Source organism: Ectobacillus panaciterrae DSM 19096 (assembly GCF_000430785.1).
In the GTDB taxonomy this organism is placed as follows: domain Bacteria; phylum Bacillota; class Bacilli; order Bacillales; family Bacillaceae_G; genus Ectobacillus; species Ectobacillus panaciterrae.
This window is the reverse complement of record NZ_AUMR01000003.1, coordinates 121,904-147,037: the sequence shown is the minus strand read 5'-3', so window position 1 is coordinate 147,037 and position 25,134 is coordinate 121,904. Positions and strand designations below refer to the sequence as shown.

Sequence of the window (25,134 nt, the reverse complement as noted above, 5' to 3'; positions counted from 1 at the left end):
GAATCCCCCTCTCACAAGGGGGATTCCATTATTGATGTTCTCTTAATTTTTTTAATGCTTCTTCAGCAGCATGCTGCTCTGCTTCCTTCTTCGATTTTCCGCTTCCAAGCCCTAATGCTGATCCGTTTAACGTCACACGAGATACGAATTCACGGTTATGAGCAGGACCTTTTTCCTGCAAAATTTGATACTCAATATTCCCGCTTCCATCCCGTTGAATCAACTCCTGCAGCTGACTCTTGAAATCCATCACATGAGAAAAAGCACCTTCGTTTATTTTTGGATACACAATACTCTTTAAAAAATTCCAAACTGTTTCAAGTCCCTGATCAAGGTACAGGGCGCCAATAAATGCTTCAAACACATCCGCTAAAAGGGCTGGACGTTCGCGTCCCCCCGTCATTTCTTCTCCTTTTCCGAGAAGCACGAGTTCACCGAAGGATAATTCATTTGCAAATTGCACAAGAGAAGGCTCACATACAATAGCAGCACGCAGCTTCGTCAGCTCTCCTTCGCTCATCGTCGGATATTTTTGAAACAAATATTGCGAGACAGTAAGCTCCAGTACTGCATCCCCTAAAAATTCCAAGCGCTCATTATCTTCATGAGTTTTTTTGCGATGCTCATTCACATACGATGAATGCGTGAAAGCCTGAATCAATAATTTTTCATTTTTAAATACTATGCCAACCTGCTTCTGAAACTTTCTGAAAGCTTCACGATACTTGGCTTCATTTCTTTTGTCTCTATGTCTTCTGTACGGCATAGGTCCCTCCTGAACATCCGTCCGCATATATATGCTGAGAAAGCCCCGTCAAAAAACGGGACTTGCTCAAATTCTTATACGTGGCTCTCTATGTAAGAAACAGCATCACCAACAGTAGCGATTTTTTCTGCATCTTCATCAGAAATTTCCATTTCGAACTCATCTTCTAATTGCATTACAAGCTCTACTACATCTAGGGAATCTGCACCTAAATCTTCTTTGAAGCTTGCAGAAGGTACTACTTCTGTCTCGTCTACTCCAAGACGGTCCACGACGATTTTCGTTACGCGCTCTAAAACGTCTGCCATGCTCGTTCACCTCCCCTCAAGCCATTATATTAAATATTGTACAAAAAAACCAGATGAAATCAATGAGAAATGCAAGAACACTATTGACTTTGGTGTTTTTTTATATATTTTCCGCGTTTTTGCATGCTGCTTTTCTCTGGAAGAGCCCGTTTTTAAATAGATGCGAGGCTGCTTTTCTTTATGTCCAGCTACGCCTCCTAGCTCCACTTTTCTTATTACATCGCCATTCCGCCGTCTACGTGGAGGGTTTGTCCTGTGATATAGGCGCTTTTGTCAGATGCGAGGAATGTTACCGCATGTGCGATATCCGCTCCTTCGCCTAGCTTAGCAAGCGGGATGAGCTTAAGTAACTCTTCTTTCACGCTATCTGCAAGTACGTCCGTCATATCCGTTACGATAAAGCCGGGAGCAATTGCGTTGACAGTAATATTGCGGGATGCCAGCTCCTTAGCAGCGGTTTTCGTAAAGCCGATGACCCCTGCTTTTGCCGCCACATAATTCGCTTGTCCCGGGTTTCCTGTCACACCGACTACGGATGCGATGTTGATGATTCGGCCGGAACGCTGTCTCATCATCAGACGTGATACTGCTTTTGTGCAAAGGAAAACACCTTTTAGATTCGTATTGATAACCGCATCCCACTCATCTTCCTTCATGCGCATTAATAGATTATCCTTTGTGATGCCTGCGTTGTTTACAAGAATATCAATCTTGCCAAAAGCATCTGTTGCTTTTTTTATCATTTCTGCTACTTCTTCACCGTTTGCAACATCCGCTTTTACGGCAATTGCTTCGGAGCCAAGCGCTTTAATTTCATCAACTACTTCGTTGGCTTTCGCTTCATTTCCTGCATAGTTTACTACTATTTTGGCACCGTTTTTCGCTAAATCGAGAGCGACCGCCCGTCCGATTCCGCGAGACGCACCTGTTATCAATGCTACTTTGTCTGTCAGCATATACCTTCTCCTCTCAATTTAGAAATGGTATCCTTCATTGTTTCTTCATCATATACCGCGTACGCTTTTACAGAAGGGTTAATGGATTTCATCAAACCGGCAAGCACCTTTCCGGGACCAATTTCTACAAACGTGTCTACACCAAGCTCAATCATGCGCTCGATGGAAGGATACCAAAGCACAGGCGAATACAGCTGCTCGATGAGTCTTTCTTTGATCTCTTCTTTCTTCGTTACGCAATCTGCTGTAACGTTGGCGATAACCGGAATGTTCGCATCTTCAACCGCAATCTCGTTTAGAACTGTACGGAACTTTTCCGCAGCCGGCTTCATGAGTGAAGAATGGAAAGGACCGCTTACGCGAAGCGTAATGGCGCGCTTCGCTCCGTTTTCCTTCGCTTTTTTTGATGCCAGTTCCACACCAAGCTTCGTACCTGAAATTACGATTTGCTGACGGCTGTTCATGTTCGCCACTTGCACAGCATGCCCTTCTCTTGAAACTTCTTCTGTCAAATCGCGAAGCAATGCAGCGTCCATTCCAAGAATCGCAGCCATTGCGCCTTCGCCGTTTGGCACAGCCTCTTCCATGTATTCCCCGCGCTTGCGCACAGTATACACGCCGTTTTCAAAAGATAACGAACCGGCCGCTACGAGTGCACTGTATTCTCCTAAGCTATGTCCAGCCGTATAATCGGGCGTAATGCCGTATTGCTCCATAGCTTTTAAGACAGCTGCGCTCGCCGTTAAAAGCGCTGGCTGTGCATTTGTAGTTAAAGTCAGCTCTTCTTGCGGTCCTTCAAACATAATGCGAGACAACGGAGCTTGCAAAATCTCATCTGCTTGCGCAAACATTTTCGCCACATCCTCATATTGTTCCGCTAATTGTTTCCCCATGCCGACCGCCTGCGAGCCTTGACCTGGAAATAAAAATGCCAATTTTCCCATCCTTATACCTCCTCTTTATTCAGTGACGCTTCCTCAGTCATAGAAGTAATCGTAGGCGTAACTTGCTTATCTACCATTTCTCTCGTCTGACGGATCGCGTTGAAAATAGAATTTTCATCAGAAGATCCGTGCGCCTTAATGACAGGAGCTTTCAATCCGAAAAGAGCGGCGCCGCCGTATTCAGAATAGTCCATTTGCTGCTTCAGCCCCCTCAGCTTCGGCTTTAAGACAGCTGCCGCCAGTTTACTTGTAAAAGAGCTTGTAAGTTGCGCTTTGAGCATTGAAAATAAGGAGAGTGCAGTTCCTTCAATGGATTTAAGCGCTACGTTTCCTGTAAAACCGTCGCATACCACCACATCAGCAGCACCTTGCAGTAAATCGCGAGCCTCCACGTTGCCAATAAAATTCAAATTCGAATTTTTAAGCAGATCAAAAGCTTGCTTTGTCAGCTCATTGCCTTTTCCATCTTCTGTTCCTACATTTAATAATCCGACACGAGGGCTGGAAATTCCTCTTACCTTTTCAGCGTAAATAGATCCCATAACCGCGTATTGATATAAATGTATAGGCTTGGCGTCTACGTTTGCCCCTACATCGAGCATAACAAAGCCTTTTCCGTCAATTGTAGGCAATGTCGGTGACAGCGCCGGACGCTCAATACCCGCAATGCGCCCTACTACGAATAGTCCTGCCGCCATCAATGCGCCTGTATTTCCCGCGGAGATACAAGCATCTGCTTGCCCGTCTTTTACTTGCTGCGCCATTAGCACTAAAGAAGCATTCTTCTTGCGGCGAACCGCACGTACCGGCTCATCTGTTCCTTCAATCATTTCATCTGTATGCACAATAGAAATACGCTCTTCGTTCGTCAAGTACTTACGGATTTCGTTTTCTTTTCCCACTAATGTAATATGTAAGTCCGTATATGTCTCTGCTGCCCTCATGGCACCAAGCACAACTGTTTTTGGAGCGTAATCGCCGCCCATGGCATCGATTGCGATTCTCATAAGCTGTTACCTTCCTCACTTTTGGATCTATGCATTTTGAACGTTCCGGTAAATACGATTTCGCTTCCGACAAAACTCGTTACTTTCACAACCGTTCTGCCTTCGTTATTGTCAACGTCTGTTACTTTCGCTTTAGCGACAACGCGTTCATGTAAATGAACAGGACGAACATATTGAATGTTCGCTTTAGCTGTCAGGACTATTTCTTCATCAATGACCGCTACCGCCAGCGAGTTCGCTTGTGCAAACAAATGATGTCCGCGGGCAATGCCGTTTCGCGTGAACACATGCTCCTCTTTCACATAGAAGATGGAGATTGCATGACTGTCAAGCTCTATATCAATAATTTCCCCAACAACCTCTTCAAGGGGTAATGATTTCACATCTTCTTCAAATTGCTTTGCAGCAACGTTTTTTATGCGTTCTCTTAATTCAGGAATGGATAGCTCTAATCGATCTAAGCGAACCGTTTGAATGCTGACTTGAAATTTTTCTGCCAGCTCTTCATCTGTAATAAATGGGTTTCCCTGAATTGTTTCTTGTAGTAGGCGTTGCCTCTCTTTTTTATTTCTTCTCATTCTTTCGTGCACCTTCCGATTTATGACTAGGTACTAACAGTAGTATATAAGCAATAAAAGCAGAATGCAACAAAAAATTTGCTGCCTCTGCTTTATTAATCCAGCTTCTCTCCTTGAAACACACCTGTATCATCTAAATAGCGGCGCAAGTGCGCGTATTGTGGTTCCTCCCAGAAAGCACGCGATTCAACAAGCAGCGCGGCGTCGCTTCTTGCAGTTTCCAACGCTCGATAGTCATGAACCATGTCAGCCACTTTAAATTCCGGCAAACCGCTTTGTTTGCTGCCGAAAAAATCACCCGGCCCACGCAGCTCTAAGTCTTTTTCTGAAAGTACAAATCCGTCGTTTGTTTCCGTCATAATACGCATGCGTTCTTTTCCAACCTCTGACTTCGGGTCAGCAATTAAAATGCAGTAAGATTGCTCGCTCCCCCGCCCGACGCGGCCGCGCAGCTGATGGAGCTGCGAAAGCCCAAAGCGTTCTGCATCGTATATGATCATAACAGTCGCATTCGGTACGTTCACGCCAACCTCCACAACAGTTGTAGAAACAAGAACTTGCACTTCATTGTCGCCAAACTGTCTCATCACCTCTTCTTTTTCTTGCGAGGACAGCCGCCCATGCATGAGACCGACTTGAAACTTATCCTTAAAGTGGTATGTCAGCATGCTGTGCAAATCAATTGCATTTTGCACATCGAGCTTTTCAGACTCTTCAATAAGCGGACAAATGACGTATGCCTGACGCCCTTTTTTCATTTCTTTTTCCGCAAATGAAAGCACGCGTTCAAACATATCATGCTTTGCCCAATATGTTTCAATAACCTTCCGCCCGGCAGGCATCTCATCAATTACCGATACATCCATTTCTCCAAAGGCCGTTATAGCAAGGGTACGAGGAATCGGTGTAGCTGTCATAAAGAGTACGTCAGGATTTTCGCCCTTCTCTCTTAGAACGCGACGCTGTGCAACCCCAAACCGATGCTGTTCGTCTGTGATTACGAGACCGAGCCGATGGAAGTTTACTTCATCTTGAATGAGCGCGTGCGTTCCAACAAGAATATCGACATCTCCCACTGCAAGACGCTCTAAAATGTCCCGGCGCCGTACTCCCTTTACCGAGCTTGTCAGAAGCTCTATCTTTACATCGAATGCTTCAAATATGGCTTGAAGCGACTGATAATGCTGCTCTGCCAAAATTTCAGTCGGAACCATAAGAGCGCCCTGATAACCGGAAAGCTTGGCAGCATATAAGCCAATTGCTGCTACGACTGTTTTTCCCGACCCTACATCTCCCTGTAATAAACGATTCATTCGATAGGGGGATGTAAGATCTTTTACAATCTCTGAAACGACCCGCTGCTGTGCTCCTGTCAGCGGAAACGGCAGAGATCTTGTAAACGTATCTAAATCCTGCTTTATAAAGCTTTTGACTGTACCGATGGAATGCTCCCGCTGCACTTTGCGGAGCGCCTGCATTTTCAGCTGAAACAAGAAAAACTCTTCATAAACAAAACGCCGTCTTGCTTGCTTCACATCCTCTTGTCCAAGCGGCAAATGAAGCGCGCGTAAGGCTTTAAAGCGCTGCTGCAACTTATATCGCTGCAGCAACCCTTCCGGCAAAGGGTCCTCCATTTGCGTCCCGTATTGCTGCAAAGCCTGTGAAATATACCGGCGCAGCTGCTTGACCGTCAATTTTCCTTTAACGGAATAAACAGGCTCTATTTCCTGCTGTCTGACGAACGGTCCAAAGTGCACATCGGAAACAGAAATCGTTTGCCTATGCTGATCCCATTTTCCTGTAACGGTCACTGTTTCATCCATTTTCACTTTCTCTTTGTAGTACGGCCGGTTAAAGCAAACAGCGTTAATTAAATACCGTCCAACTAATACACGAAACGTAAGGCGCGATTTCTTCTTGCCGTAATATTGCAAAACAGGAAAGCTATGAACCTTCCCCTCTACCGTTACGCGCTCCTCATGCTTGACTTCAGCTAAATCTTTCATGGAATAGTCTTCATAGCGGTACGGAAAATGCTCAAGCAAATCCTGCACAGTGAAAATTCCCATATCATTAAGCAGCAACGCTGTCTCTTCCCCAATCCCCTTAACATTTGTTACAGCTTCTTGCCAGCTCACTTATTCAGCGACACACCAAATATTTTCGCTTCAAGTTCACGCCCTGTCGGTGTAGCCGCCAATCCCCCTTGTGCTGTTTCTCGCAATGCTACAGGCATAGTTTGTCCAATTTTATACATTGCATCAATCACCTCGTCGCATGGAATTCGGCTTGTAATTCCTGCAAGCGCCATATCGGCTGCCACCATCGCGTTTGCGGCTCCCATCGCGTTTCGTTTTACGCATGGCACTTCAACAAGTCCGGCAACCGGGTCACATACAAGACCAAGCATATTTTTCAACGTAATCGCCATCGCTTCCGCCGCCTGACTCGGCGTGCCTCCAGCCATCTCTGCAATAGCCGCCGCCGCCATACCGCTTGCAGATCCTACTTCTGCTTGACATCCTCCGGCAGCGCCGGAGATGGAGGCATTGTTTGCTACGACAAATCCAAATGCCCCTGCTGTAAATAAAAATTCGATCATCTGCTCGCGCGTCGGATTCAGTTTGTTTCTTACGGCAAATAACGTTCCCGGCACGACACCGGCCGAGCCGGCTGTCGGAGTGGCACAGATGGTCCCCATTGCTGCGTTCACTTCATTTGTTGCCACAGCTTTGCTTACCGCATCTAAAATCAAATCGCCGCACAGCGCCTTGCCGCTCTGGATGTAATTTTGTAACAATACCGCATCTCCACCTGTCAATCCGGATACAGAATGAACGCCTTGAAGACCGCGCTCTACCGCTTGCTCCATGACTGTTAAATTTTGACCCATTTTGCCGATGACTGCTTCACGGGACAGGCCGGTTACTCGCATTTCTTGCTGAATCATAATCTCAGCAATTTTAACTCTTTTACTTTCCGCCAATTCTACAAGTTCTGCTACATTTCGAAACATTGCTGCGCCTCCTTTTATTCTACCATACGAGTGACTTGGATAATATTGGGCGATGATTGAATTTCACGAATAACGCCCTCTTCAATATTCTGGTCTACTTCTATTACCATAAGTGCCGTTTTTCCCACCTCTTTACGCGCCACTTCCATATGCCCGATATTAATGCGGTATTTCGCTAAAATGTTCGTTACAGAAGAGATTGCCCCGTATTTGTCATCATGAACGACTAAAATGGCAGGATGTGCACCGCTCAGCTTTAGTTCAAAACCATTTAGCTCTGTAATTTCAATTTTCCCGCCTCCGATAGAAATACCTACTACTTCTAATTGTTTTGTTCCGTCTGTCATCCAAATACGCGCCGTATTCGGGTGGTCTGTAACAGCATCTTCTTCAATAAATGTAATATCTATGCCCGCTTGTTCTGCTAATTTAATAGAATTTGGAATACGCGGGTCGTATGTGTCAAAGTCCAAAATTCCTCCGATAATCGCAACATCAGTTCCATGGCCTTTATATGTTTGGGCAAAGGAACCATAGAAAGATACGTTCACTTTTTCAGGCTGCTTCTCGAACAATGTACGTGCTACTCGGCCGATACGGGCCGCACCAGCTGTATGGGAACTTGAAGGTCCAATCATAACGGGACCGATTATATCAAATACAGATTTATATTTCATTGTTTTTCCTCCCCTGCTGTGAATGAATGTTTAGAAAATTTATACGCCTTTGAAAACGCTTTCTCCACAAAACATACTCTGAGTTCGTATATAAGTATATAGCTAAACCTTTACTTTGTTAACTGTAAAACATAAAAAAAGTCTTTCCCGTTATAGGGAAAGACCTTCTGTCATTATTCAACGGAGAAAATAAAGGAATACAACGGCTGATTTCCTTTGTAAACCTCTACTTCTACATCCTCAAACATTTCTTCTACAAAGGCTTGCAGTTCGTCTATTTCCTCATTTGCAACATCTTCGCCTTGTAAAATCGTTAAAATTTCAGAATCTTCATCAATCATTTGACGCAATAGTTTTTTCGATGCTTCCAGCTTATTTGCATCTGTCGCAACGATTTTACTTTCGGAAATACCCATGAAGTCGTCCTTTTTAATTTCAATGCCATCCATTTGCGTATCACGCACAGCGTACGTGATTTGTCCCGTTTTCACATGGGATAAAGCTTCCTTCATAGCTTCAGCATTTTCTTCAAGCCCAGCAGACGGATTAAATGCTAAGATTGCTGCCATACCTTGAGGAACCGTTTTCGATGGAACGACAACTACATCTCCATTTACAACAGATGCCGCTTGCTGCGCTGCCATCACGATATTGCTGTTGTTCGGCAAAATAATGACTTTCTCTGCATTCGCATCTTCAATCGCTTTTACAATGTCCTCCGTGCTCGGATTCATTGTTTGGCCGCCTTCAATTACTTCTGTAGCGCCGATGCTTTCAAACAATGTCTTAATGCCGGAACCCATTGCTACCGTAACGATTCCATACGGCTGTTTTTCTTTTGGCGCGCGCGTTGCTTGCTCAGCCTGCATCACTTCTTCTTCGTCATATAAAAGATGCGTGTGCTGTTCACGCATGTTTTCTACTTTAATGTTGATTAGACTTCCGTAGCGCTGTCCGTAGTTCATCGCGTCGCCAGGATGCTCGGCGTGAATATGAACCTTTACGATTTCGTCGTCAGCAACAACCAGCAAGGAATCTCCATACGCACTAATGTCATTACGAAATTTCTCTTCTGAGAACGGATTGTTTTTCAGCTTATCTTCATCAAATTTCACCATAAACTCCGTACAATAGCCGTACTGGATATCTTCTGTGCTAAGCTGGCTTTGCACGTTGCGGTGCTCCATTTTCACCAATTGCTCCATTGCAGGTTGAGGAACGTTAGATGCAATGGTTTCGCCTTTTAGATCAGCCAAAAATCCTTCATATACGACACAAAGTCCTTTACCGCCGCTGTCTACGACACCTACTTGCTTTAATACAGGAAGCAAATCCGGCGTACGGTTTAACGAAGCATTTGCTTCCTTTACGACTTCTTCCATAAACAGTACAAAGTCATCCTGCTTTTTTGCAATGACCGCCGCTCTTTTTGCTGTATCTTTTGCAACAGTTAAAATCGTTCCTTCAATCGGTTTCATAACGGCTTTATACGCTGTTTCTACACCCGCTTCTAATCCTTGTGCAAAATCCGCTGTTGTCAGCACTGCCTTTTGTTCAATGGATTTTGAAAGCCCGCGGAACAATTGGGATAAAATAACGCCTGAATTTCCACGTGCCCCCATTAGCAGTCCTTTTGCAAGACTGGCGCCCACTTTCCCAGCATGGTCGGAAATATTATTTTTTACCTCCCGTGCTCCTGAAGTCATAGACAAATTCATGTTTGTACCGGTATCGCCGTCTGGAACAGGAAAAACGTTTAGAGCATCAACTAGCTTTACGTTGTTTGTGAGATTATTCGCTCCTTGAATAATCATTTGCGCTAAACGCTTTCCATCAATTTGCTTGATTGACACTGACCTTCCTCCTTACTCGCACATCACAAGTTCGTTACTTTAACGCCTTGTACATAAATGTTTACAGAATCCACTGCAAGTCCTACAGTTTGGTCTAATGTATACTTCACCTTTGTTTGGACGTTGTGCGCCACTTCCGAGATTTTTGTACCATAGCTCACAATAATATACATGTCAATATGTACTTCATCGTTTTCATTACGAACAATTACTCCGCGTGTGAAGTTTTCTTTTCTGAGGATTTCCGTTATTCCGTCTTTCAACTGATTTTTTGAAGCCATCCCTACGATACCGTAGCAGTCTACCGCAGCGCCGCCTGCAATCGTCGCGATGACATCTGTACTAATATCAATTTGACCGTACTGCGTTTTAATTTCGATTGACATATATGTTCCCCCTTTGGTTATAGTCAAAGTGAGCTAGACTACTTATATCACTATCATATACTGTTTGCAGGGAAAATTCCATTTCCCTTAAATAAAATCAATCCCGGTAACACTTTATCCCTATGATGAACAAAATAATCCATTGTTATTATACAACATAGCACATTATGCTATGTCAAGTAATTTTTCTTGATTTCTTTTTTCAAGGCTGTTGCATTCTCCTACTACTTGTGTTAAATTATAGTAGTGTTTTCAGCATCTTTTTAGAGACTGATATGTAAAAATTGGTATGTTTCGTAGAGTTAGGAGGGAAATATAGATGGCTCGTGTATGTGCAATCACAGGTAGAAAAGCTCGCACTGGTAACTCACGTTCTCACGCTATGAACGCGAACAAGCGTAAGTGGGGTGCTAACCTTCAAAAAGTTCGCATCGTCATTAACGGTAAAGTGAAACGTGTTTACGTTTCTGCTAGAGCATTGAAATCCGGCAAAGTAGAACGCGTTTAATTATAAGAAAAGAGCCGAACAACGGCTCTTTTTTTATTTGAAGATTTGGAGGCGTGCCAGCTCTGCACCTCGAAGGTTCCGCTTTTCTTGATGTCTAGCTCCTCCGGCTAGCTCCCAACGCCAAAATAACCTTCCCCATATAAAGCCAAAAAGCGGCTTTAATGGTGAAGAACATTTTGACGAGGGAGCTGAACGAGCCGGCTCCGCTTTTCTATATCAAAACGAAAAAAGCACCGCAGATGGTGCTTTTTTCAACCCTTTTTAAAGGTATTCAGCATAGCGCGTACAAGTCCCCCAAGAAACTTAGGCAATTTAATTGTATAAAATCTCATGGTTTCCCTCCCACTCCCCGTTGCTGTCATAATGTATAGTCGAAAAGAGTTTGATTAATCAGTACTTCTTATCACCATTAATATGCCGGTCGCAAATGAAAAAGTACCTTTTTCCTCGACGAGTTCATTGCTGATGCAAAGAGTGGAGCCCCATTCAATTGTTTTTTTTAAGAGCGGATACTTAAAGCCGTTGAGAGTAATGCCTGTAACCGTTTCTGTCAGGGGCAGAAACGAAACATAAGGAAATGCATCACTTTTTGCAATAGAATACGTTCCTGCGCGTTTCAACGTAATTTCATTTTTATGATCTATCAATTGCATGTCAATCGGTTTTTGCAATCCCTTCACGAGCATTTGCACATTAGCAAGCGCATGATCCAGCCTCCCGCCAGTCGCGCCAAAAATGCGAATACACTTCGGATTTTGCGAAACCGCCCAGTTAATGGCGAGTTCTAAATCCGTTTCGTTTTTTTCTTTCGGAACGATCTGCAAATTCGTTTGCTGCTTCATCCACTGAAGTTCATCATCTGTTACGGAATCATAGTCGCCAAAAGCAGCATAAGGGCCGATCCCTTTTTGAAGCAAATGATATACCCCTCGATCTACTGCCGCCCAAACAACCTCTTCCTTTTCATAGAGCGCTAAGTCCGGATGATGATCCGTCGGCCCCCCCGCTAAAATATGAATAATCACTTCGGCATCTCCCTTCTATATAAAAAGGCAATCCGATAATCGGATTGCCCCCTGTTATCCACGAATTTCGCGGATAGCTTGCGCGCGGTCTTTTTGATTGTACACCGCTGAACCGGCTACCAGCACATTTGCGCCTGCTTCTATGCACAGTCTTGCTGTCTCGGCATTTACTCCGCCATCTACCTCAATTTCGACCTGCAAGTTTCGTTCGCGTACCATTTCGGATACTTGTTTGATTTTAGGCAATACAGAGTGAATAAACTTTTGACCGCCAAAACCTGGATTGACCGTCATCAAAAGCACCATATCTATATCGCCAAGAACATGCTCAATTACAGATACAGACGTATGCGGATTTAAAACAACTCCTGCTTTAATGCCAAATGATTTAATCAGCTGAATCGTGCGATGCAGGTGCGGACACGCTTCCGCATGTACAGTAATGATATCTGCCCCTGCCTTTACAAATTCCGGAATGTATGCATCCGGCTGTTCTATCATAAGATGAACATCAAGCGGCAAAGACGTAATAGGACGAATCGCTTCCACAATAAGGGGGCCAATCGTAATATTAGGCACAAAATGACCGTCCATCACATCGACGTGTATGTAATCTGCCCCGCCTTTTTCTACATCTTTAATCTCTTCGCCAAGTCTGGCGAAATCAGCTGACAAAATCGATGGTGCAATTTTAACCATGTTTAATACCTCGGCTTTCTATCTCTTATTTCCTGAACAAATTGTACATAATGCTCGTACCGGTAACGAGGAATAGTTCCATCCTCAACCGCTTCCTTAACAGCGCACTTCGGTTCGGAGAGATGCGTACATCCCCTGAATTTACAGGACTGCTTACGCGATTTAAACTCCGGGAAGCAATCGGTCAAATCTTCTACTTCAATATCGATGAAATCTAAAGAGCTAAAACCCGGTGTATCGGCAACAAGACCTGTTCCCACTTCAATCAGTTCCACGTGCCGCGTTGTATGCTTGCCGCGTCCCAAATGAGAGGAAATACCGCTCGTTTTCAGCTCCAGCTCCGGACGAAGAATATTTAAAAGAGAAGACTTGCCGACTCCTGATTGGCCTGCTACTACAGATACTTTATTCTGCAGGAGCGGACGCAATCGGTCGATGCTGTCCTCAATCGCTGTAGAAGTAAATAAAACCTCATACCCCATGTTTCGATAGTCGGCAGCATATTGCTTAATTTCTTGCAGCGTTCGTTCATCTGCTAAGTCAATTTTGCTGATACAAATAATCGGTTCAATATGATTAAACTCGATCAGCACTAAAAAGCGATCCAGCAAAAGCGTGCTGAAATCCGGCTCTACCGCCGAAAAAACAAGAATGGCCTGATCCACATTTGCGATAGGAGGACGAACAAGCTCATTCTTTCTCTCCCCTATCTCTAAAATATAGCCTTCGCTTTCATTATCCGCTTGAAACACAGCGTAGTCGCCCACGAGAGGCGTAATTTTATTTTTGCGAAACACACCGCGTCCACGGCATTGCGTTACGCCTCCTTCGTGCGCTACATAATAAAAGCCGCTCAACGCTTTAATGATTTTGCCTTCTGGCATATACTCACTCCTTGTTAATCTCAATCGTACGGATACGGCACTTCTTTTTCTATGAAGGTTTTGCCGTCGCGCACAATCTTATAGCGCGCCGTTTTTCCGTATGGGATGATAAGCTTGATGGAAAGGGTGGCCGGTGCCGTGATTGTTCTCGTTTCAACCGGCTTTGCCATAGTATTCTCCATATCTTCCTTATAAATTTCTATCGTTTGCGGCTGACCTGGTGTCGCCGGCTCATAAGGAACCTGGATATTGTCAGCCGATACTGTTTTAGGCGGCTTCTCCTTCGATCCCTTCGATATGACAACCGTGACTTTATCCCCCTCTTTCAAAAGAGCTCCGGGTTTAGGTACATGATATATGACTTTACCTTTTTCCACCGTATCAGAATAATCCTGATTCACGTCCACTCCGAATTTTCTCTCCTCCGCATAACTTCTTACGTCGTTTTCCGTCCATCCTGTCATATCGTTTAAAGAAAAGCGCTTCGGACCGGAGCTTACCCACACGCGTACATCGGTTTCATCCTCCACAACGGATTCCCCAGCTTTCGGCAATTGATCGATGATTTCCCCTTTGGGTTTGTCACTTTCACTCGAGTAATTAACGACATCTTTGTAGCGCTCCTTAAGCTCCGCTTCTACACTGTCGTACGATTCACCTACATAATTCTTCATTTTTGTCTTCTTTTTGCCGCCGGATTGGAAAATAGTAATCTTTGTATTTTCTTTAACAACTCTTCCCGCTTCCGGGTTTGTTTTAATTACTTTGCCTTCTTCCGTCTTATCCGTATACACTATTTCAGGAGAAGAGGCGACTTCGAATCCTTTATTAATTAAAACACTGACGGCATCTGCGTATGTTTTGCCCGATACGTCCGGTATTTTTACATCCTTTGGAATGAAAAAGCCCGGCACAACGGTTACAGCAGCGATTCCGCCAAGAATGAGAAGAAATAAGACAATGAACATGCTTCTCATAAACTTGCTTTTCGGTTTCTTCTCTTGTGTCTTCTCTTGTTTCTTTTCCTGTTTAATCGGCTGTTCTGTCTCTAATTCTATTTTTCCTGTATTAATAATGGTTTCTTCAATCCCGCTTTCCTGAAAAGCATCTTCGCGAATAACCGGTATCACTTTTGTCGCGTCCTCATCCTCAGGAATAATGAAGCGCTGCTCGTTTGCCCGCTCGGGATATAGCGCGGTCATAAGATCCATCTTCATTTCATCGACTGATTGATAGCGATGGAACGGATCCTTTGCAGTTGCCTTTAAAATGATGTTTTCCACACTTTGCGGAATATCCGGATTCCAGCGCTTCGGAGACGGTGTTTCATTCTGCAAATGCTTTAAAGCGATAGAAACAGCAGACTCTCCAGAAAACGGAGGTCTTCCCGTCAGCAGCTCAAACATCACAATGCCGAGAGAATATATATCTGATTGCTTATTGGCTACGCCGCCGCGCGCTTGTTCAGGAGACAAATAATGAACAGATCCAAGCACAGAATTTGTATGCGTAATGGTTGTAGCGGTTGTTGCTGTAGCAATGCCGAAGTCTGTAACCTTCACCACATGGTCGTCATCGCGAACCAAGATGTTTTGCGGCTTAATATCCCTGTGCACAATTTCAAAATGATGCGCGTGCGCCATCGCGGAGGTGAGCTGTTCCATAATATCAAGCGCTTCGGAAACAGGGAGCATCCCCTTTTGCTGTATGTATTGCTTTAATGTTTGTCCGGGTACATATTCCATGACAAGATAGTAAATTCCGTCCTCTTCCCCGACATCATAAATATTGACTATATTCGAATGAGACAGCGTAGTGACAGATTGTGCTTCACGGTGAAAACGCTTAATAAACTCTTCATTATTTGCATAATCCAGCCGGAGTATTTTCACGGCCACATCCCGATCCAAAATACCATCGTGAGCTAAGTAAACATTGGCCATTCCGCCGCCGCCAATCATCTTTAACAGCTTATAGCGGTCATTCAGGCGCTTTCCAATCATCACGTCTGTGCGCACCCACTTTCATTGGCTGAATCGATATAATCAACTAGAACAAGCGTAATATTATCTTCTCCGCCCATGTCGTTTGCCCTCTCAATGAGCTGTTCGCCCTTTTTTTCAAGCGTTGCGTCCGTTTGCAACATACTTTCCATTTCCTCAACAGAAACTTTATTAGACAATCCGTCAGAGCATAAAAGCAATTGGTCCCCTTGCTCTATAACCAAAGTTTTCACATCAAGCGTTACTTGCTGTTCCGTTCCAAGAGCGCGAAGCAGCACATGCTTACGAGGGTGATATTCGGCGTCTTCTTTTGAGATTTCTCCGTGACGCACAAGCTCGTTGACAAGCGAATGATCCTCTGTCACAAGAGACATATTACCTTCTGATATCATATAACAGCGGCTGTCTCCGATATGACCGATCGTCGCAAATTGCTTTGTGCAAATTGCAACGACAATTGTTGTACCCATTCCTTGGCACTCTTTGTTTTCCAACGCATACTTGTATACACGTTCATTAATGATCTCAACGTGACCGCGAAGCCATTGCTCCGCTTTTTTCGGTGTATCCATGTTATAGGTTTGCTTCCAATAATCATGAAACAATTGGATGGTCATCGAGCTGGCAACATCGCCGGCCCGGTGACCTCCCATTCCATCTGCCACAATTGCCAAAATAGCTCCGTCTAAATTCTGAAATACGCCGGCGCTGTCTTCGTTATGCTGACGAACTTTTCCCCTGTCAGACAGAAAAACAGTTTTCATAGTTTCACCTCGTCTCTTCTTTGCGCTCCTTTGCACGTAATTGACCGCAGGCCGCGTCGATATCATGACCTTGTTCGCGACGAATCGTTACGTTGATGCCGTGGTTCTTTAAAATTTTTTCGAAGCTGAAAATTTGCTCGCGCGGTGTTCTGACATAATTGCGTTCCGGCACATAGTTAACCGGAATCAAATTCACATGACACTTTAACCCTTTGAGAAGCTGCGCCAATTCCTCAGCATGCTCAACTTGGTCATTCTCCCCGCCAAACAATCCGTATTCGAACGTTACACGGCGCCCTGTTTTTTCAGTGTAATATTTTACAGATTCAATTAAATCCGGCAGCTTATACGCACGGTTAATCGGCATAAGCTTTGAACGCAATTCCGTATTTGGCGCGTGCAGGGAAATTGCAAAATTAATCTGGATATTTTCATCTGCAAACTTATAAATTTTCGGAATGATGCCGCTCGTAGATACAGTAATGTGGCGTGCGCCGATATGAATGCCCTTATCGTGGTTTATAATGCGCAAAAAGGCCATAAGATTGTCGTAATTGTCAAACGGCTCGCCGATTCCCATTACAACAACAGAGCTGACACGATCTTCTGCCTCATCAATAGCGCGCTGTACTTCTACAACTTGGGCCACAATTTCTCCGGCTTCAAGATTACGCTTTAATCCGCCAAGCGTAGAAGCGCAGAATGTACAACCGATCCGGCAGCCAACTTGTGTTGTAACACAGACAGAGTTTCCGTATTCATGGCGCATCAAAACTGTTTCAATAGAGTATCCGTCATACAATTCGAATAAAAATTTGATTGTACCATCGGAAGAAACTTGCTTTACAAGTGTTTTTAACGTGGTAATGTCAAAGGAATTCGACAATTTTTCCCGCAATCCTTTAGAAAGGTTCGTCATTTCTTCAAAAGAAGCGACGCGTTTTTTATAGAGCCAATCATAAATTTGGCCTGCGCGAAACGCCGGCTCTCCTTGTTCCTTCACCCACGCTTGCAAATCATGAAGTTCAAGTGAATAAATGGATGGCTTTCTCGTTTCAGCCTTAGACTGTTCTTGTTTAATCGTTGTTTCCATGATGTTATACCTTCTTTCGTAAACACGCAATATAAAATCCGTCTGTTAAAAAGTAGTGCGGCAAAATTTGCACCTCTCCTTTTTCCACATACGGTTCGAGTACTTTCGGCAGCCGGTCCTTTACAGACAGATCCCATTCGAACTCGGGATGAGACTGTAAAAAGGCATGAACAACCTTTTCGTTTTCCGCTTGTTCAATCGTACACGTACTGTATACGAGACGCCCACCCTTTTTCAAAAGAGGAGCGGTTTCCTCTAAAATTGCAAGCTGAATATGAGACAGCTTTTCACTGTCAGCCGCACTTTTCCCAAGCTTGATGTCCGGCTTTCTACGAATAACGCCAAAGCCTGAGCACGGAGCATCCACTAAAATTTTATCAAACGTTTCGTCTTCGAAATGCTCTCTCGCTTTTCTCGCATCGAGCGCTTTTGCTTCTACATTATGGAGATCCAGGCGCTTTACCTGTTCTTGAATTAAGCGTACCTTGTGCTGGTGCAGATCAAGAGAAATAACTTTGCCGCTCCCATGCAGACGCTCTGCGATATGAGATGTTTTTCCACCCGGGGCAGCACAGCTGTCAAGAACGGTATCTCCTTCTTCAGGACCGAGGGCGCGCGCTACAAGCATAGAGCTTTCATCCTGAATAGATAAAAAACCTTCCCGAAATGCTCGCGTATGTGCAGCATTGCCTTGTTTAATTTGTACCGCATCCTCTGAAAGATCGCCTTTTTTGGCCTCAATTCCTTCATGGTTTAGCATGTCCAAAACATCTTCTACTGTTGTTTTATCAGCATTGACCCGCGCTGTCGGAACAGGAGGAAGCAAGTTGACTTCACACATCTTTCTCGCCGTTTCAAGATCATATGCCCGGATCCATTCTTCTACAAGCCACTCGGGATGGCTTGTTTCAATGGCAAGACGTTTCGCCGGATTTTTGATTTCATCGAGTGACGGCACGCCTTGGCGCTGAATAGAACGAAGCACTCCATTGACAAGAGAGCTGATGCCTTTATGCCCCCGCTTTTTTGCAATCTCCACCGCTTCATAAATAGCGGCATGCGCCGGCACACGGTCTAAAAATACCATTTGGTACAAGGACAGCCGGAGCAGGACTCTTACCCACGGTTCAACCTTTTTGCGTAAAAATGGCTGCAAATAAAAATCGAGTATATCCCGTCTTTGGATTGTGCCATATACGATTTCAGTCAACAAACCCGTATCTTTTCCTTCCAGCTTGTTCTTTTCAATGAGGCTGTTTAACAGAAGGTTGCTGTAGGCGCCGTTTTTTTCGACCTGCAGCAAACCTTCCAGCGCAAGCTCGCGCACGTTTTTTTTCATTCTTCGACTCCTGCCTTTATGCCAGTCTTTACTTGAGTTCCGCGCAAAAATTGTCCGCCGTCCATACGCTTTTTGCCAGCGGGCTGCAAATCTGTAATTTTAATGGCAGTTTTATTGCCTGTCGCAACTACAAATCCGTCTGCTTCAAGCGCCAGTATTGTGCCTGGCTCTTGTTCAGTAAGAACCTTCACTTTCTCGCCCCACCATACTTTTACAACTTGTCCGTTTAATGTAGTGTAAGCAACAGGCCAAGGGTGCAGACCGCGAATGTGATTGTAAATTTCTTCACCGGTTTTTGTCCAATCAATCTTTTCCTGCTCCCGTTTAATATTGTATGCAAATGTTGCTTTTTCATCTTCCTGCGAAATAGGCGTTAATTTTCCTTCAAGCAATAACGGCATTGTTTGCGATAAAAGCTTTGCTCCCGCTTCGCTCAGCTTATCATGAAGCGTGCCTACCGTTTCGCGTTCGGTAATCGGAACCTCGACCTGCGTTAAAATATCGCCGGCATCCAATTTTTCAACCATATACATAATCGTGATGCCTGTCTTTTCTTTTCCTTGAATAATGGAATAATGAATCGGCGCACCTCCGCGCAGTTCCGGAAGCAGCGAGGCATGTACATTAATACATCCGTATTTCGGCGCTTCCAAAATTTCGTTTGGCAATATTTGTCCGAACGCTGCCGTCACAATTAAATCGGGCTGCAGGGAAAGCACCTTTTCATATTCCGCTTGCTCACGAATCTTTAACGGCTGCAGCACTGGAATGCCGTGCTTTTGTGCTTCCACTTTAACCGGAGGCGGTGTCAGCACTTTTTTGCGCCCGACCGGCCGGTCCGGCTGTGTAACAACACCGATTACTTCATGTCCATCTTCTATAATTTGACGAAGCACCGGTACGGAAAAATCCGGTGTTCCCATAAATACAACTTTCACCATATTAAACTCTCCTTCTACTCCAGTTCATCCGGCTCATAATATCTTGTTACCTTAGAAGTAAATAACACACCGTGCAAGTGATCAATTTCATGCTGGATTGCCCGGGCAAGAAAGCCTCTTGCTTCCATTACAAATACTTTCCCCCGCCGGTTTTGCGCACGAACCTTCACGTAATCGGCACGCTTCACTTCGCCAAAAAGGTCGGGAAAACTTAGGCAGCCTTCAGGACCTATCTGTTCTCCGCGCGCTTCTAAAATAACAGGATTAATTAGATCAATGCGACCATGCTTATCGTCTGCATCGACAACAGCAATTTGCTTGGATACGCCGACTTGCGGCGCTGCAAGCCCTACTCCGTCAGCCGTGAGCATTGTTTCGTACATATCATTCAAAAGCTTTGTCAGCTTCTTATCAAAATCCAACACGCGGTCACAAGGAGTCTCCAGTACCTCGTTCGGATGTTTCACAATTTCTAAAAATGCCATAGTTTCCTCCGCTACATTAACATAGTTGGGTTAAAATCAATAGATATTTGCAGCTGTTCTTTTGTCATGGCTGCCTGATAATGTTCATTGATAAACCGCAAGACGTGCTTTAAGTTTGGTTCCCGTTTGTATTTTATCATGCATTGATATCGATATCTATCTTTTACCCTTGCAATCGGCGATGCAACCGGACCGAGAATAATCGTTTGCGGCGAACATTTTTGTCTGAGCATTGAAACAATTTTTTCTGTAATATGTACAGTCTGCAGAAGCTCAGGATGAGAAACCGTCACTAACGTTAAATAGTAGTACGGAGGATATTGATGGAGCTTGCGTATATGCATTTCATGTTCAAAAAACGCAGCATACTGCTGTTCTCTCGCAAGCTGCACGCTGTAATGCTCCGGCGTGTACGTTTGAATCACAACCTCGCCGGGCAGCTTATGGCGCCCTGCCCGTCCGCTTACCTGGGTCAGAAGCTGATAGGTTTTTTCACTCGCCCTGAAGTCTGGCAGGTGCAGCATCGTATCTGCGGTCAGAACACCGACCAGCGTCACATTCGGGAAGTCAAGCCCCTTTGCTATCATTTGCGTACCGAGCAAAATATCCGCTTTCCCTTCTCCGAATTTGGTCAGTAGCTTTTCATGTGCGCCTTTCCTGCTTGTCGTATCTACATCCATCCGAATCACGCGTGCCTCCGGAAACAGCCTTGCCAATTCCTCCTCGACCTTTTGCGTGCCTGTGCCGAAAAAACGGATATACGAGCTGCTGCAAGCTGGACATGCACTTGGAAGCGGCTCCTCATGATTACAGTAATGGCACTTTAAGCGTTGATTCATACGGTGATATGTTAAAGAAATATCGCAATGCGGACATTGCATGACATATCCGCAATCACGGCACATCACAAACGAGGAATGACCGCGCCGATTTAAGAAGAGCACGGTTTGTTCATTTTTATCAAGCCGATCTTGAATTTTTTCATGCAGAAGCTTCGAGAACATAGAGCGATTGCCCTCACGAAGCTCCTCGCGCATATCTACAATTTCTACAGTCGGAAGCGCTTGGTCGTTCATGCGCTTTGACATAGTCAAAAGATGATATACATGTTTAGATGCCCGGGCAAACGACTCCAGGGTAGGTGTCGCGCTGCCTAAAATAACGGGACAGCCATGATATTCACCGCGATGAATAGCCACATCGCGTGCATGATAGCGGGGATTATCCTCCTGCTTGTAGCTTGATTCATGCTCCTCGTCAATAATGATGATGCCGAGATTTTCAAATGGAGCAAATACAGCCGAACGCGCTCCGACAACCACTTTTACTTCTTTACGCTGAATCTTCCGCCACTCGTCGTATTTCTCGCCTGCAGAAAGAGCGCTGTGCAACACAGCAACCTGCGAACCGAAGCGGCCTTTAAAGCGCTCTACCATTTGCGGTGTGAGCGAAATCTCCGGTACAAGCATAATCGCTTCTTTTCCTTTTTGCAGAACCGCTTCAATTGATTGTAAATATATTTCTGTCTTTCCGCTTCCTGTTACGCCGTACATCAGAAATGTACGGTGCTGTTCCTGCTCAATATCAGAGAGGATAGGTGCAATAGATGTTTTCTGCTCCTCTGTCAGCGGAAACGGCTTTGTCCGCTTGAAGCGGGTATCTTCGTACGGATCACGATATACTTCCACATACTTTTCGTAGAGCAGACCCTTTTTAACTAAAGTCTTTATCGGCGCGTCGGTAATTTGAAGCTCTTCCTTCAAAGTTTTTAACGGAATCGGCTCGTAGTTTTCAAGAAAATAGTATAAAAGATCCTGTTGCTTTTGACTCTTTAACCCAGCAGCTATCTGCTCGATTTCTTCTTGAAGCAGCACCGGATAAATGACGCGCTGTTTTTTCTTTTGAACACGATCCTTTACCTCGTATACAACCTCAATGGCCCCTGCAGCGATGCTGTTTCGAACGGATCGATACCACTTCTCGTCAATGTCTTTCCAATCTATCGTGTCGCGGCTGCCGAACAAAGCGCGAACATTCTCCTCAATCTCTTCCGGATTGCGCAGTACAAGCTGTTTGTTATAAGTGGCTTTCACAGCTGTCGGAAGCATTGCTTGGAATGCTGAAATGGTGAAACAAAGTGTTTCGTCCGTTAACCAAAAACCGAGTCCGAGCAGCTCTTCGGTTAAAACAGGCGTAACATCCAGCAGCTCATTCAATTCCTTTAGCTTTTCTCTTTCTACATCCATTGTATCTTTTACGGCAATGATAAAGCCCTGCAGCTTACGCGGACCAAATGGAACAACGACACGCATCCCGGCCTGCACGAGATCCTCCCAGCGTTTCGGAATCAGATAGTCAAACGGGCGGTCTGTTTGTCTCGCCGGCACGTCAACAATGACGCTGGCCACCTTCATGCTATAACCTCTTCTAGCATATCTTGTACCTCTGCTAAAATATGTTGTGCCACTTCTGTTTTAGAGAGAATCGGGAGGGGGATCGTTTCACCGCTTCTTTTATAGATTGTTACAATATTTGTATCCGTTCCAAAACCGGCACCTTCCGCTTTGACGTCATTTGCGACAATCATATCCAGGTTTTTCGTTTCCAGCTTTCGCCTCGCATATTCTTCTACATTTGCCGTTTCCGCTGCAAATCCAATGAGCAGCTGTTTATCTTTTTGTGCGCCAAGCGTCCGCAAAATATCAATTGTACGCTCTAATTCAATGACAAGATCACCGTCTTGCTTCTTCATCTTTTCCTCATGCGCATTTTTTGGACGATAATCCGCCACAGCTGCCGTTTTAATGACAACATCCATGCTGCTGTAACGGTCCAATACAGCTTTGAGCATATCCTGTGCAGATTCTACGCGGACAGCCTCGACCCCGTTTGGTATTTTCAAGTTTGTCGGCCCTGTCACAAGAACCACTTCAGCACCAAGCTTTGCGGCTTCCCCTGCAAGGGCATACCCCATTTTACCGGTTGAAAAATTTGTCATAAAACGAACAGGATCAATTTTTTCACGAGTCGGTCCTGCCGTTACTAAAATTCTTTTGCCTTGGAGCGGTTTAGGCGCTGTGAAAAAATCGTGCAGAAGAGAGATGATTGTTTCAGGCTCTTCTAAACGCCCCTTCGCTACGTACCCGCATGCTAAAAAGCCTTCTCCTGGTTCAATAAAACGATAGCCGAATTGTTGCAGCGTTTCCATGTTTCTTTGCACAGCCGGGTGCCCGTACATATGCACATTCATAGCTGGTGCAATCCAAACTGGCGCAGTTGCAGCCAGCAGTGTTGTTGAAATCATATCGTCTGCAATCCCATTTGCCAGCTTGCCGATCATATTGGCAGTTGCAGGCGCCACTAAAATAACATCCGCCCAATCCGCCAAGTCTATATGAGCGATTACGGATGATTCCTTCTCATCAAATGTATCTGTATACACATCGTTCCGAGATAGTGCCTGGAATGTAAGGGGCGTGACAAATTTACATGCCGATTCTGTCATCATCACCTTTACATTGGCGCCGGCCTGTGTAAGTTTGCTAGTTAAGGCAGCCGCTTTAAAGACTGCGATTCCTCCAGTTACGCAAAGCAATACTTTTTTTCCTGTTAACATACCATTCCGCCTCTTTCTTCATGAACTCAAACGACATCGTACTTCTATCGTAAAAAAATAACAACCTATTTGCAAATAGGTTGTTGTCGTTTCATATGAAGCTCGTAAAAGAGAAAGCCTTACTTTTGGCCTTTTTCCTCGAGCGGTCTGTAGCTCAAAAGCTTTCCTTCAATCTCTTCTAAAGACTTTCCGACATATTTATGAGACACAGCACGCTCAATTCGGCAGTCGCGATTCTCTTGCATTTCGCGAGCGCGTTTTGATGCTACTGTTACAAGAGTATATTTGGAATCAATTTTTTGAAGCAATGAGTCGATAGATGGATATAGCATATTTATTCAACCTCCGTCATTTGTTTATAATATTTGGCTACGCGGTCGCGGCGGCAATGTTCGCTTGTAACGATTGCTTTAATACGCTCGCACGCCAATTGTACTTCGTCATTTTCTACTACATAGTCATAAGCGTCCATCATGTCAATTTCTTCTTTCGCTATTGTCAGACGGTTTTGAATCACATCTTCCGTTTCCGTGCCTCGGCCGACAATACGGCTTTTCAACTCCGTCAAGCTTGGAGGAGCGAGGAAGATGAACACGCCTTCTGGGAACACCTTCTTCACTTGTAAAGCACCCTGCACTTCAATTTCCAAAAACACATCCTTGCCGGATTGCAGCGTCTGCTCTACATACTCAACCGGCGTGCCGTAATAATTGCCCACAAATTCCGCCCATTCGAGCAGGCCGTTGTTGCGAATCATATCTTCGAATTCTTCTCTCGTCTTGAAGAAATAATCTGTGCCGTGCACTTCTCCTTCACGCGGCTGTCTCGTAGTTGCAGAAACAGAATAATGCAATTGGATGTCTTCCTGATTGAATAATGCTTTGCGAACTGTTCCTTTTCCTACTCCGGACGGTCCGGACAGAACAATCAGCAATCCTCTTTCGCTTCTCATAATGTATGTAAACCCTACCCTTCGTCACTAATCTCTTCTTTTAAATCGTCTTTACTGCTGATGTTGCCGTTTAATCGCTGTGCGATCGTTTCCGGCTGGATCGGACTTAACACAATATGGCCGTCATCCATTATAATAACGGCTCTTGTTTTTCGGCCGTACGTTGCATCAAGCAGTATATTTTGCTCCCTTCCCTCTTGCACCAGGCGCTTGATCGGAGCAGATTCCGGACTCACGATTGCAATAATACGATGTGCGGACACAATGTTACCGTATCCGATATTTAAAAACCGCATAGCCATACCTTGTGCCTCCTAGTAAGTCTAACCGAATT

Annotated in this window: 27 protein-coding genes; 1 reads left to right on the top strand and 26 read right to left on the bottom strand. The window is 44.7% G+C overall.

Features of this window, described 5'->3' with window-relative positions; genetic code table 11:
• Nucleotides 1-28 precede the first annotated feature (28 nt).
• From rnc to H540_RS0100760, 11 genes are all read right to left on the bottom strand, one after another.
• On the bottom strand, nucleotides 29-766 hold the full coding sequence (rnc, locus tag H540_RS0100815; protein WP_028398983.1) for a ribonuclease III: 738 nt from the start codon (nucleotides 764-766) through the stop codon (nucleotides 29-31).
• A 74-nt stretch (nucleotides 767-840) separates the two neighbouring features.
• A complete protein-coding gene (locus H540_RS0100810; RefSeq protein ID WP_028398982.1) occupies nucleotides 841-1,074 on the bottom strand; it encodes an acyl carrier protein in 234 nt (77 codons plus the stop codon).
• A gap of 215 nt (nucleotides 1,075-1,289) precedes the next feature.
• Nucleotides 1,290-2,030, bottom strand: coding sequence for a 3-oxoacyl-[acyl-carrier-protein] reductase (gene fabG, locus H540_RS0100800; protein WP_028398980.1), 741 nt, complete (start codon nucleotides 2,028-2,030; stop codon nucleotides 1,290-1,292).
• Complete coding sequence (gene fabD / locus H540_RS0100795; RefSeq protein WP_028398979.1) at nucleotides 2,024-2,974, bottom strand: ACP S-malonyltransferase; 951 nt, start codon at nucleotides 2,972-2,974, stop codon at nucleotides 2,024-2,026. Before fabD ends, fabG begins: the two co-directional genes overlap by 7 nt.
• Before the next feature lie 2 nt (nucleotides 2,975-2,976).
• Nucleotides 2,977-3,981: a phosphate acyltransferase PlsX gene (gene plsX, locus H540_RS0100790; RefSeq protein ID WP_028398978.1), complete on the bottom strand. Its 1,005-nt coding sequence runs from the start codon at nucleotides 3,979-3,981 to the stop codon at nucleotides 2,977-2,979.
• The gene (gene fapR, locus H540_RS0100785; protein ID WP_028398977.1) at nucleotides 3,978-4,559 is read right to left on the bottom strand and encodes a transcription factor FapR; all 582 of its coding nucleotides are present in this window, start codon (nucleotides 4,557-4,559) and stop codon (nucleotides 3,978-3,980) included. The genes plsX and fapR overlap by 4 nt, the downstream gene beginning before the upstream one ends.
• 95 nt (nucleotides 4,560-4,654) lie before the next feature.
• The gene (gene recG / locus H540_RS0100780) at nucleotides 4,655-6,697 is read right to left on the bottom strand and encodes an ATP-dependent DNA helicase RecG (protein ID WP_028398976.1); all 2,043 of its coding nucleotides are present in this window, start codon (nucleotides 6,695-6,697) and stop codon (nucleotides 4,655-4,657) included.
• Entirely contained in the window at nucleotides 6,694-7,575 is an 882-nt protein-coding gene (gene sdaAA, locus H540_RS0100775) for an L-serine ammonia-lyase, iron-sulfur-dependent, subunit alpha (protein WP_028398975.1), read from the bottom strand. The genes recG and sdaAA overlap by 4 nt, the downstream gene beginning before the upstream one ends.
• A gap of 14 nt (nucleotides 7,576-7,589) precedes the next feature.
• Complete coding sequence (gene sdaAB, locus H540_RS0100770; RefSeq protein ID WP_028398974.1) at nucleotides 7,590-8,252, bottom strand: L-serine ammonia-lyase, iron-sulfur-dependent subunit beta; 663 nt, start codon at nucleotides 8,250-8,252, stop codon at nucleotides 7,590-7,592.
• A gap of 173 nt (nucleotides 8,253-8,425) precedes the next feature.
• Entirely contained in the window at nucleotides 8,426-10,105 is a 1,680-nt protein-coding gene (locus H540_RS0100765; protein WP_028398973.1) for a DAK2 domain-containing protein, read from the bottom strand.
• Nucleotides 10,106-10,128: 23 nt separating this feature from the next.
• Complete coding sequence (locus H540_RS0100760) at nucleotides 10,129-10,491, bottom strand: Asp23/Gls24 family envelope stress response protein (protein ID WP_028398972.1); 363 nt, start codon at nucleotides 10,489-10,491, stop codon at nucleotides 10,129-10,131.
• Nucleotides 10,492-10,810: 319 nt separating this feature from the next.
• Here H540_RS0100760 and rpmB point away from each other — a divergent pair, with 319 nt between their 5' ends.
• Nucleotides 10,811-10,999, top strand: coding sequence for a 50S ribosomal protein L28 (gene rpmB, locus H540_RS0100755; RefSeq protein ID WP_028398971.1), 189 nt, complete (start codon nucleotides 10,811-10,813; stop codon nucleotides 10,997-10,999).
• A 251-nt stretch (nucleotides 11,000-11,250) separates the two neighbouring features.
• Here rpmB and spoVM read toward each other — a convergent pair whose 3' ends face one another.
• The 15 genes from spoVM to remA form a co-directional block, all read right to left on the bottom strand.
• On the bottom strand, nucleotides 11,251-11,331 hold the full coding sequence (spoVM, locus tag H540_RS28665; protein ID WP_034670092.1) for a stage V sporulation protein SpoVM: 81 nt from the start codon (nucleotides 11,329-11,331) through the stop codon (nucleotides 11,251-11,253).
• A gap of 54 nt (nucleotides 11,332-11,385) precedes the next feature.
• Nucleotides 11,386-12,024, bottom strand: a complete 639-nt coding sequence (locus tag H540_RS0100745; protein ID WP_028398970.1) for a thiamine diphosphokinase — start codon at nucleotides 12,022-12,024, stop codon at nucleotides 11,386-11,388.
• 54 nt (nucleotides 12,025-12,078) lie between these two features.
• On the bottom strand, nucleotides 12,079-12,723 hold the full coding sequence (gene rpe / locus H540_RS0100740) for a ribulose-phosphate 3-epimerase (protein WP_028398969.1): 645 nt from the start codon (nucleotides 12,721-12,723) through the stop codon (nucleotides 12,079-12,081).
• A gap of 2 nt (nucleotides 12,724-12,725) precedes the next feature.
• A complete protein-coding gene (rsgA, locus tag H540_RS0100735; RefSeq protein WP_028398968.1) occupies nucleotides 12,726-13,607 on the bottom strand; it encodes a ribosome small subunit-dependent GTPase A in 882 nt (293 codons plus the stop codon).
• 20 nt (nucleotides 13,608-13,627) lie between these two features.
• Complete coding sequence (gene pknB / locus H540_RS0100730; RefSeq protein ID WP_028398967.1) at nucleotides 13,628-15,613, bottom strand: Stk1 family PASTA domain-containing Ser/Thr kinase; 1,986 nt, start codon at nucleotides 15,611-15,613, stop codon at nucleotides 13,628-13,630.
• Entirely contained in the window at nucleotides 15,610-16,374 is a 765-nt protein-coding gene (locus tag H540_RS0100725) for a Stp1/IreP family PP2C-type Ser/Thr phosphatase (RefSeq protein WP_028398966.1), read from the bottom strand. Before H540_RS0100725 ends, pknB begins: the two co-directional genes overlap by 4 nt.
• Nucleotides 16,375-16,378: 4 nt before the next feature.
• Nucleotides 16,379-17,467 carry a dual-specificity RNA methyltransferase RlmN gene (gene rlmN / locus H540_RS0100720; protein ID WP_028398965.1) on the bottom strand — a complete coding sequence of 363 codons (1,089 nt, stop codon included), beginning with the start codon at nucleotides 17,465-17,467 and terminating at the stop codon, nucleotides 16,379-16,381.
• Between the two features lie 4 nt (nucleotides 17,468-17,471).
• Complete coding sequence (gene rsmB / locus H540_RS0100715) at nucleotides 17,472-18,806, bottom strand: 16S rRNA (cytosine(967)-C(5))-methyltransferase RsmB (protein WP_028398964.1); 1,335 nt, start codon at nucleotides 18,804-18,806, stop codon at nucleotides 17,472-17,474.
• Nucleotides 18,803-19,747: a methionyl-tRNA formyltransferase gene (gene fmt, locus H540_RS0100710; RefSeq protein WP_028398963.1), complete on the bottom strand. Its 945-nt coding sequence runs from the start codon at nucleotides 19,745-19,747 to the stop codon at nucleotides 18,803-18,805. Before fmt ends, rsmB begins: the two co-directional genes overlap by 4 nt.
• Nucleotides 19,748-19,761: 14 nt before the next feature.
• Complete coding sequence (def, locus tag H540_RS0100705; protein ID WP_028398962.1) at nucleotides 19,762-20,232, bottom strand: peptide deformylase; 471 nt, start codon at nucleotides 20,230-20,232, stop codon at nucleotides 19,762-19,764.
• A gap of 11 nt (nucleotides 20,233-20,243) precedes the next feature.
• Nucleotides 20,244-22,646, bottom strand: coding sequence for a primosomal protein N' (gene priA / locus H540_RS0100700; protein WP_028398961.1), 2,403 nt, complete (start codon nucleotides 22,644-22,646; stop codon nucleotides 20,244-20,246).
• The gene (coaBC, locus tag H540_RS0100695; RefSeq protein ID WP_028398960.1) at nucleotides 22,643-23,848 is read right to left on the bottom strand and encodes a bifunctional phosphopantothenoylcysteine decarboxylase/phosphopantothenate--cysteine ligase CoaBC; all 1,206 of its coding nucleotides are present in this window, start codon (nucleotides 23,846-23,848) and stop codon (nucleotides 22,643-22,645) included. The genes priA and coaBC overlap by 4 nt, the downstream gene beginning before the upstream one ends.
• 119 nt (nucleotides 23,849-23,967) lie before the next feature.
• Nucleotides 23,968-24,180, bottom strand: a complete 213-nt coding sequence (rpoZ, locus tag H540_RS0100690; RefSeq protein ID WP_028398959.1) for a DNA-directed RNA polymerase subunit omega — start codon at nucleotides 24,178-24,180, stop codon at nucleotides 23,968-23,970.
• A 2-nt stretch (nucleotides 24,181-24,182) separates the two neighbouring features.
• Nucleotides 24,183-24,800 (bottom strand): guanylate kinase, encoded by a 618-nt coding sequence (gene gmk / locus H540_RS0100685; RefSeq protein WP_028398958.1) that lies wholly within the window; start codon nucleotides 24,798-24,800, stop codon nucleotides 24,183-24,185.
• A 14-nt stretch (nucleotides 24,801-24,814) separates the two neighbouring features.
• Nucleotides 24,815-25,102, bottom strand: coding sequence for an extracellular matrix/biofilm regulator RemA (remA, locus tag H540_RS0100680; RefSeq protein WP_028398957.1), 288 nt, complete (start codon nucleotides 25,100-25,102; stop codon nucleotides 24,815-24,817).
• Nucleotides 25,103-25,134 lie beyond the last annotated feature (32 nt).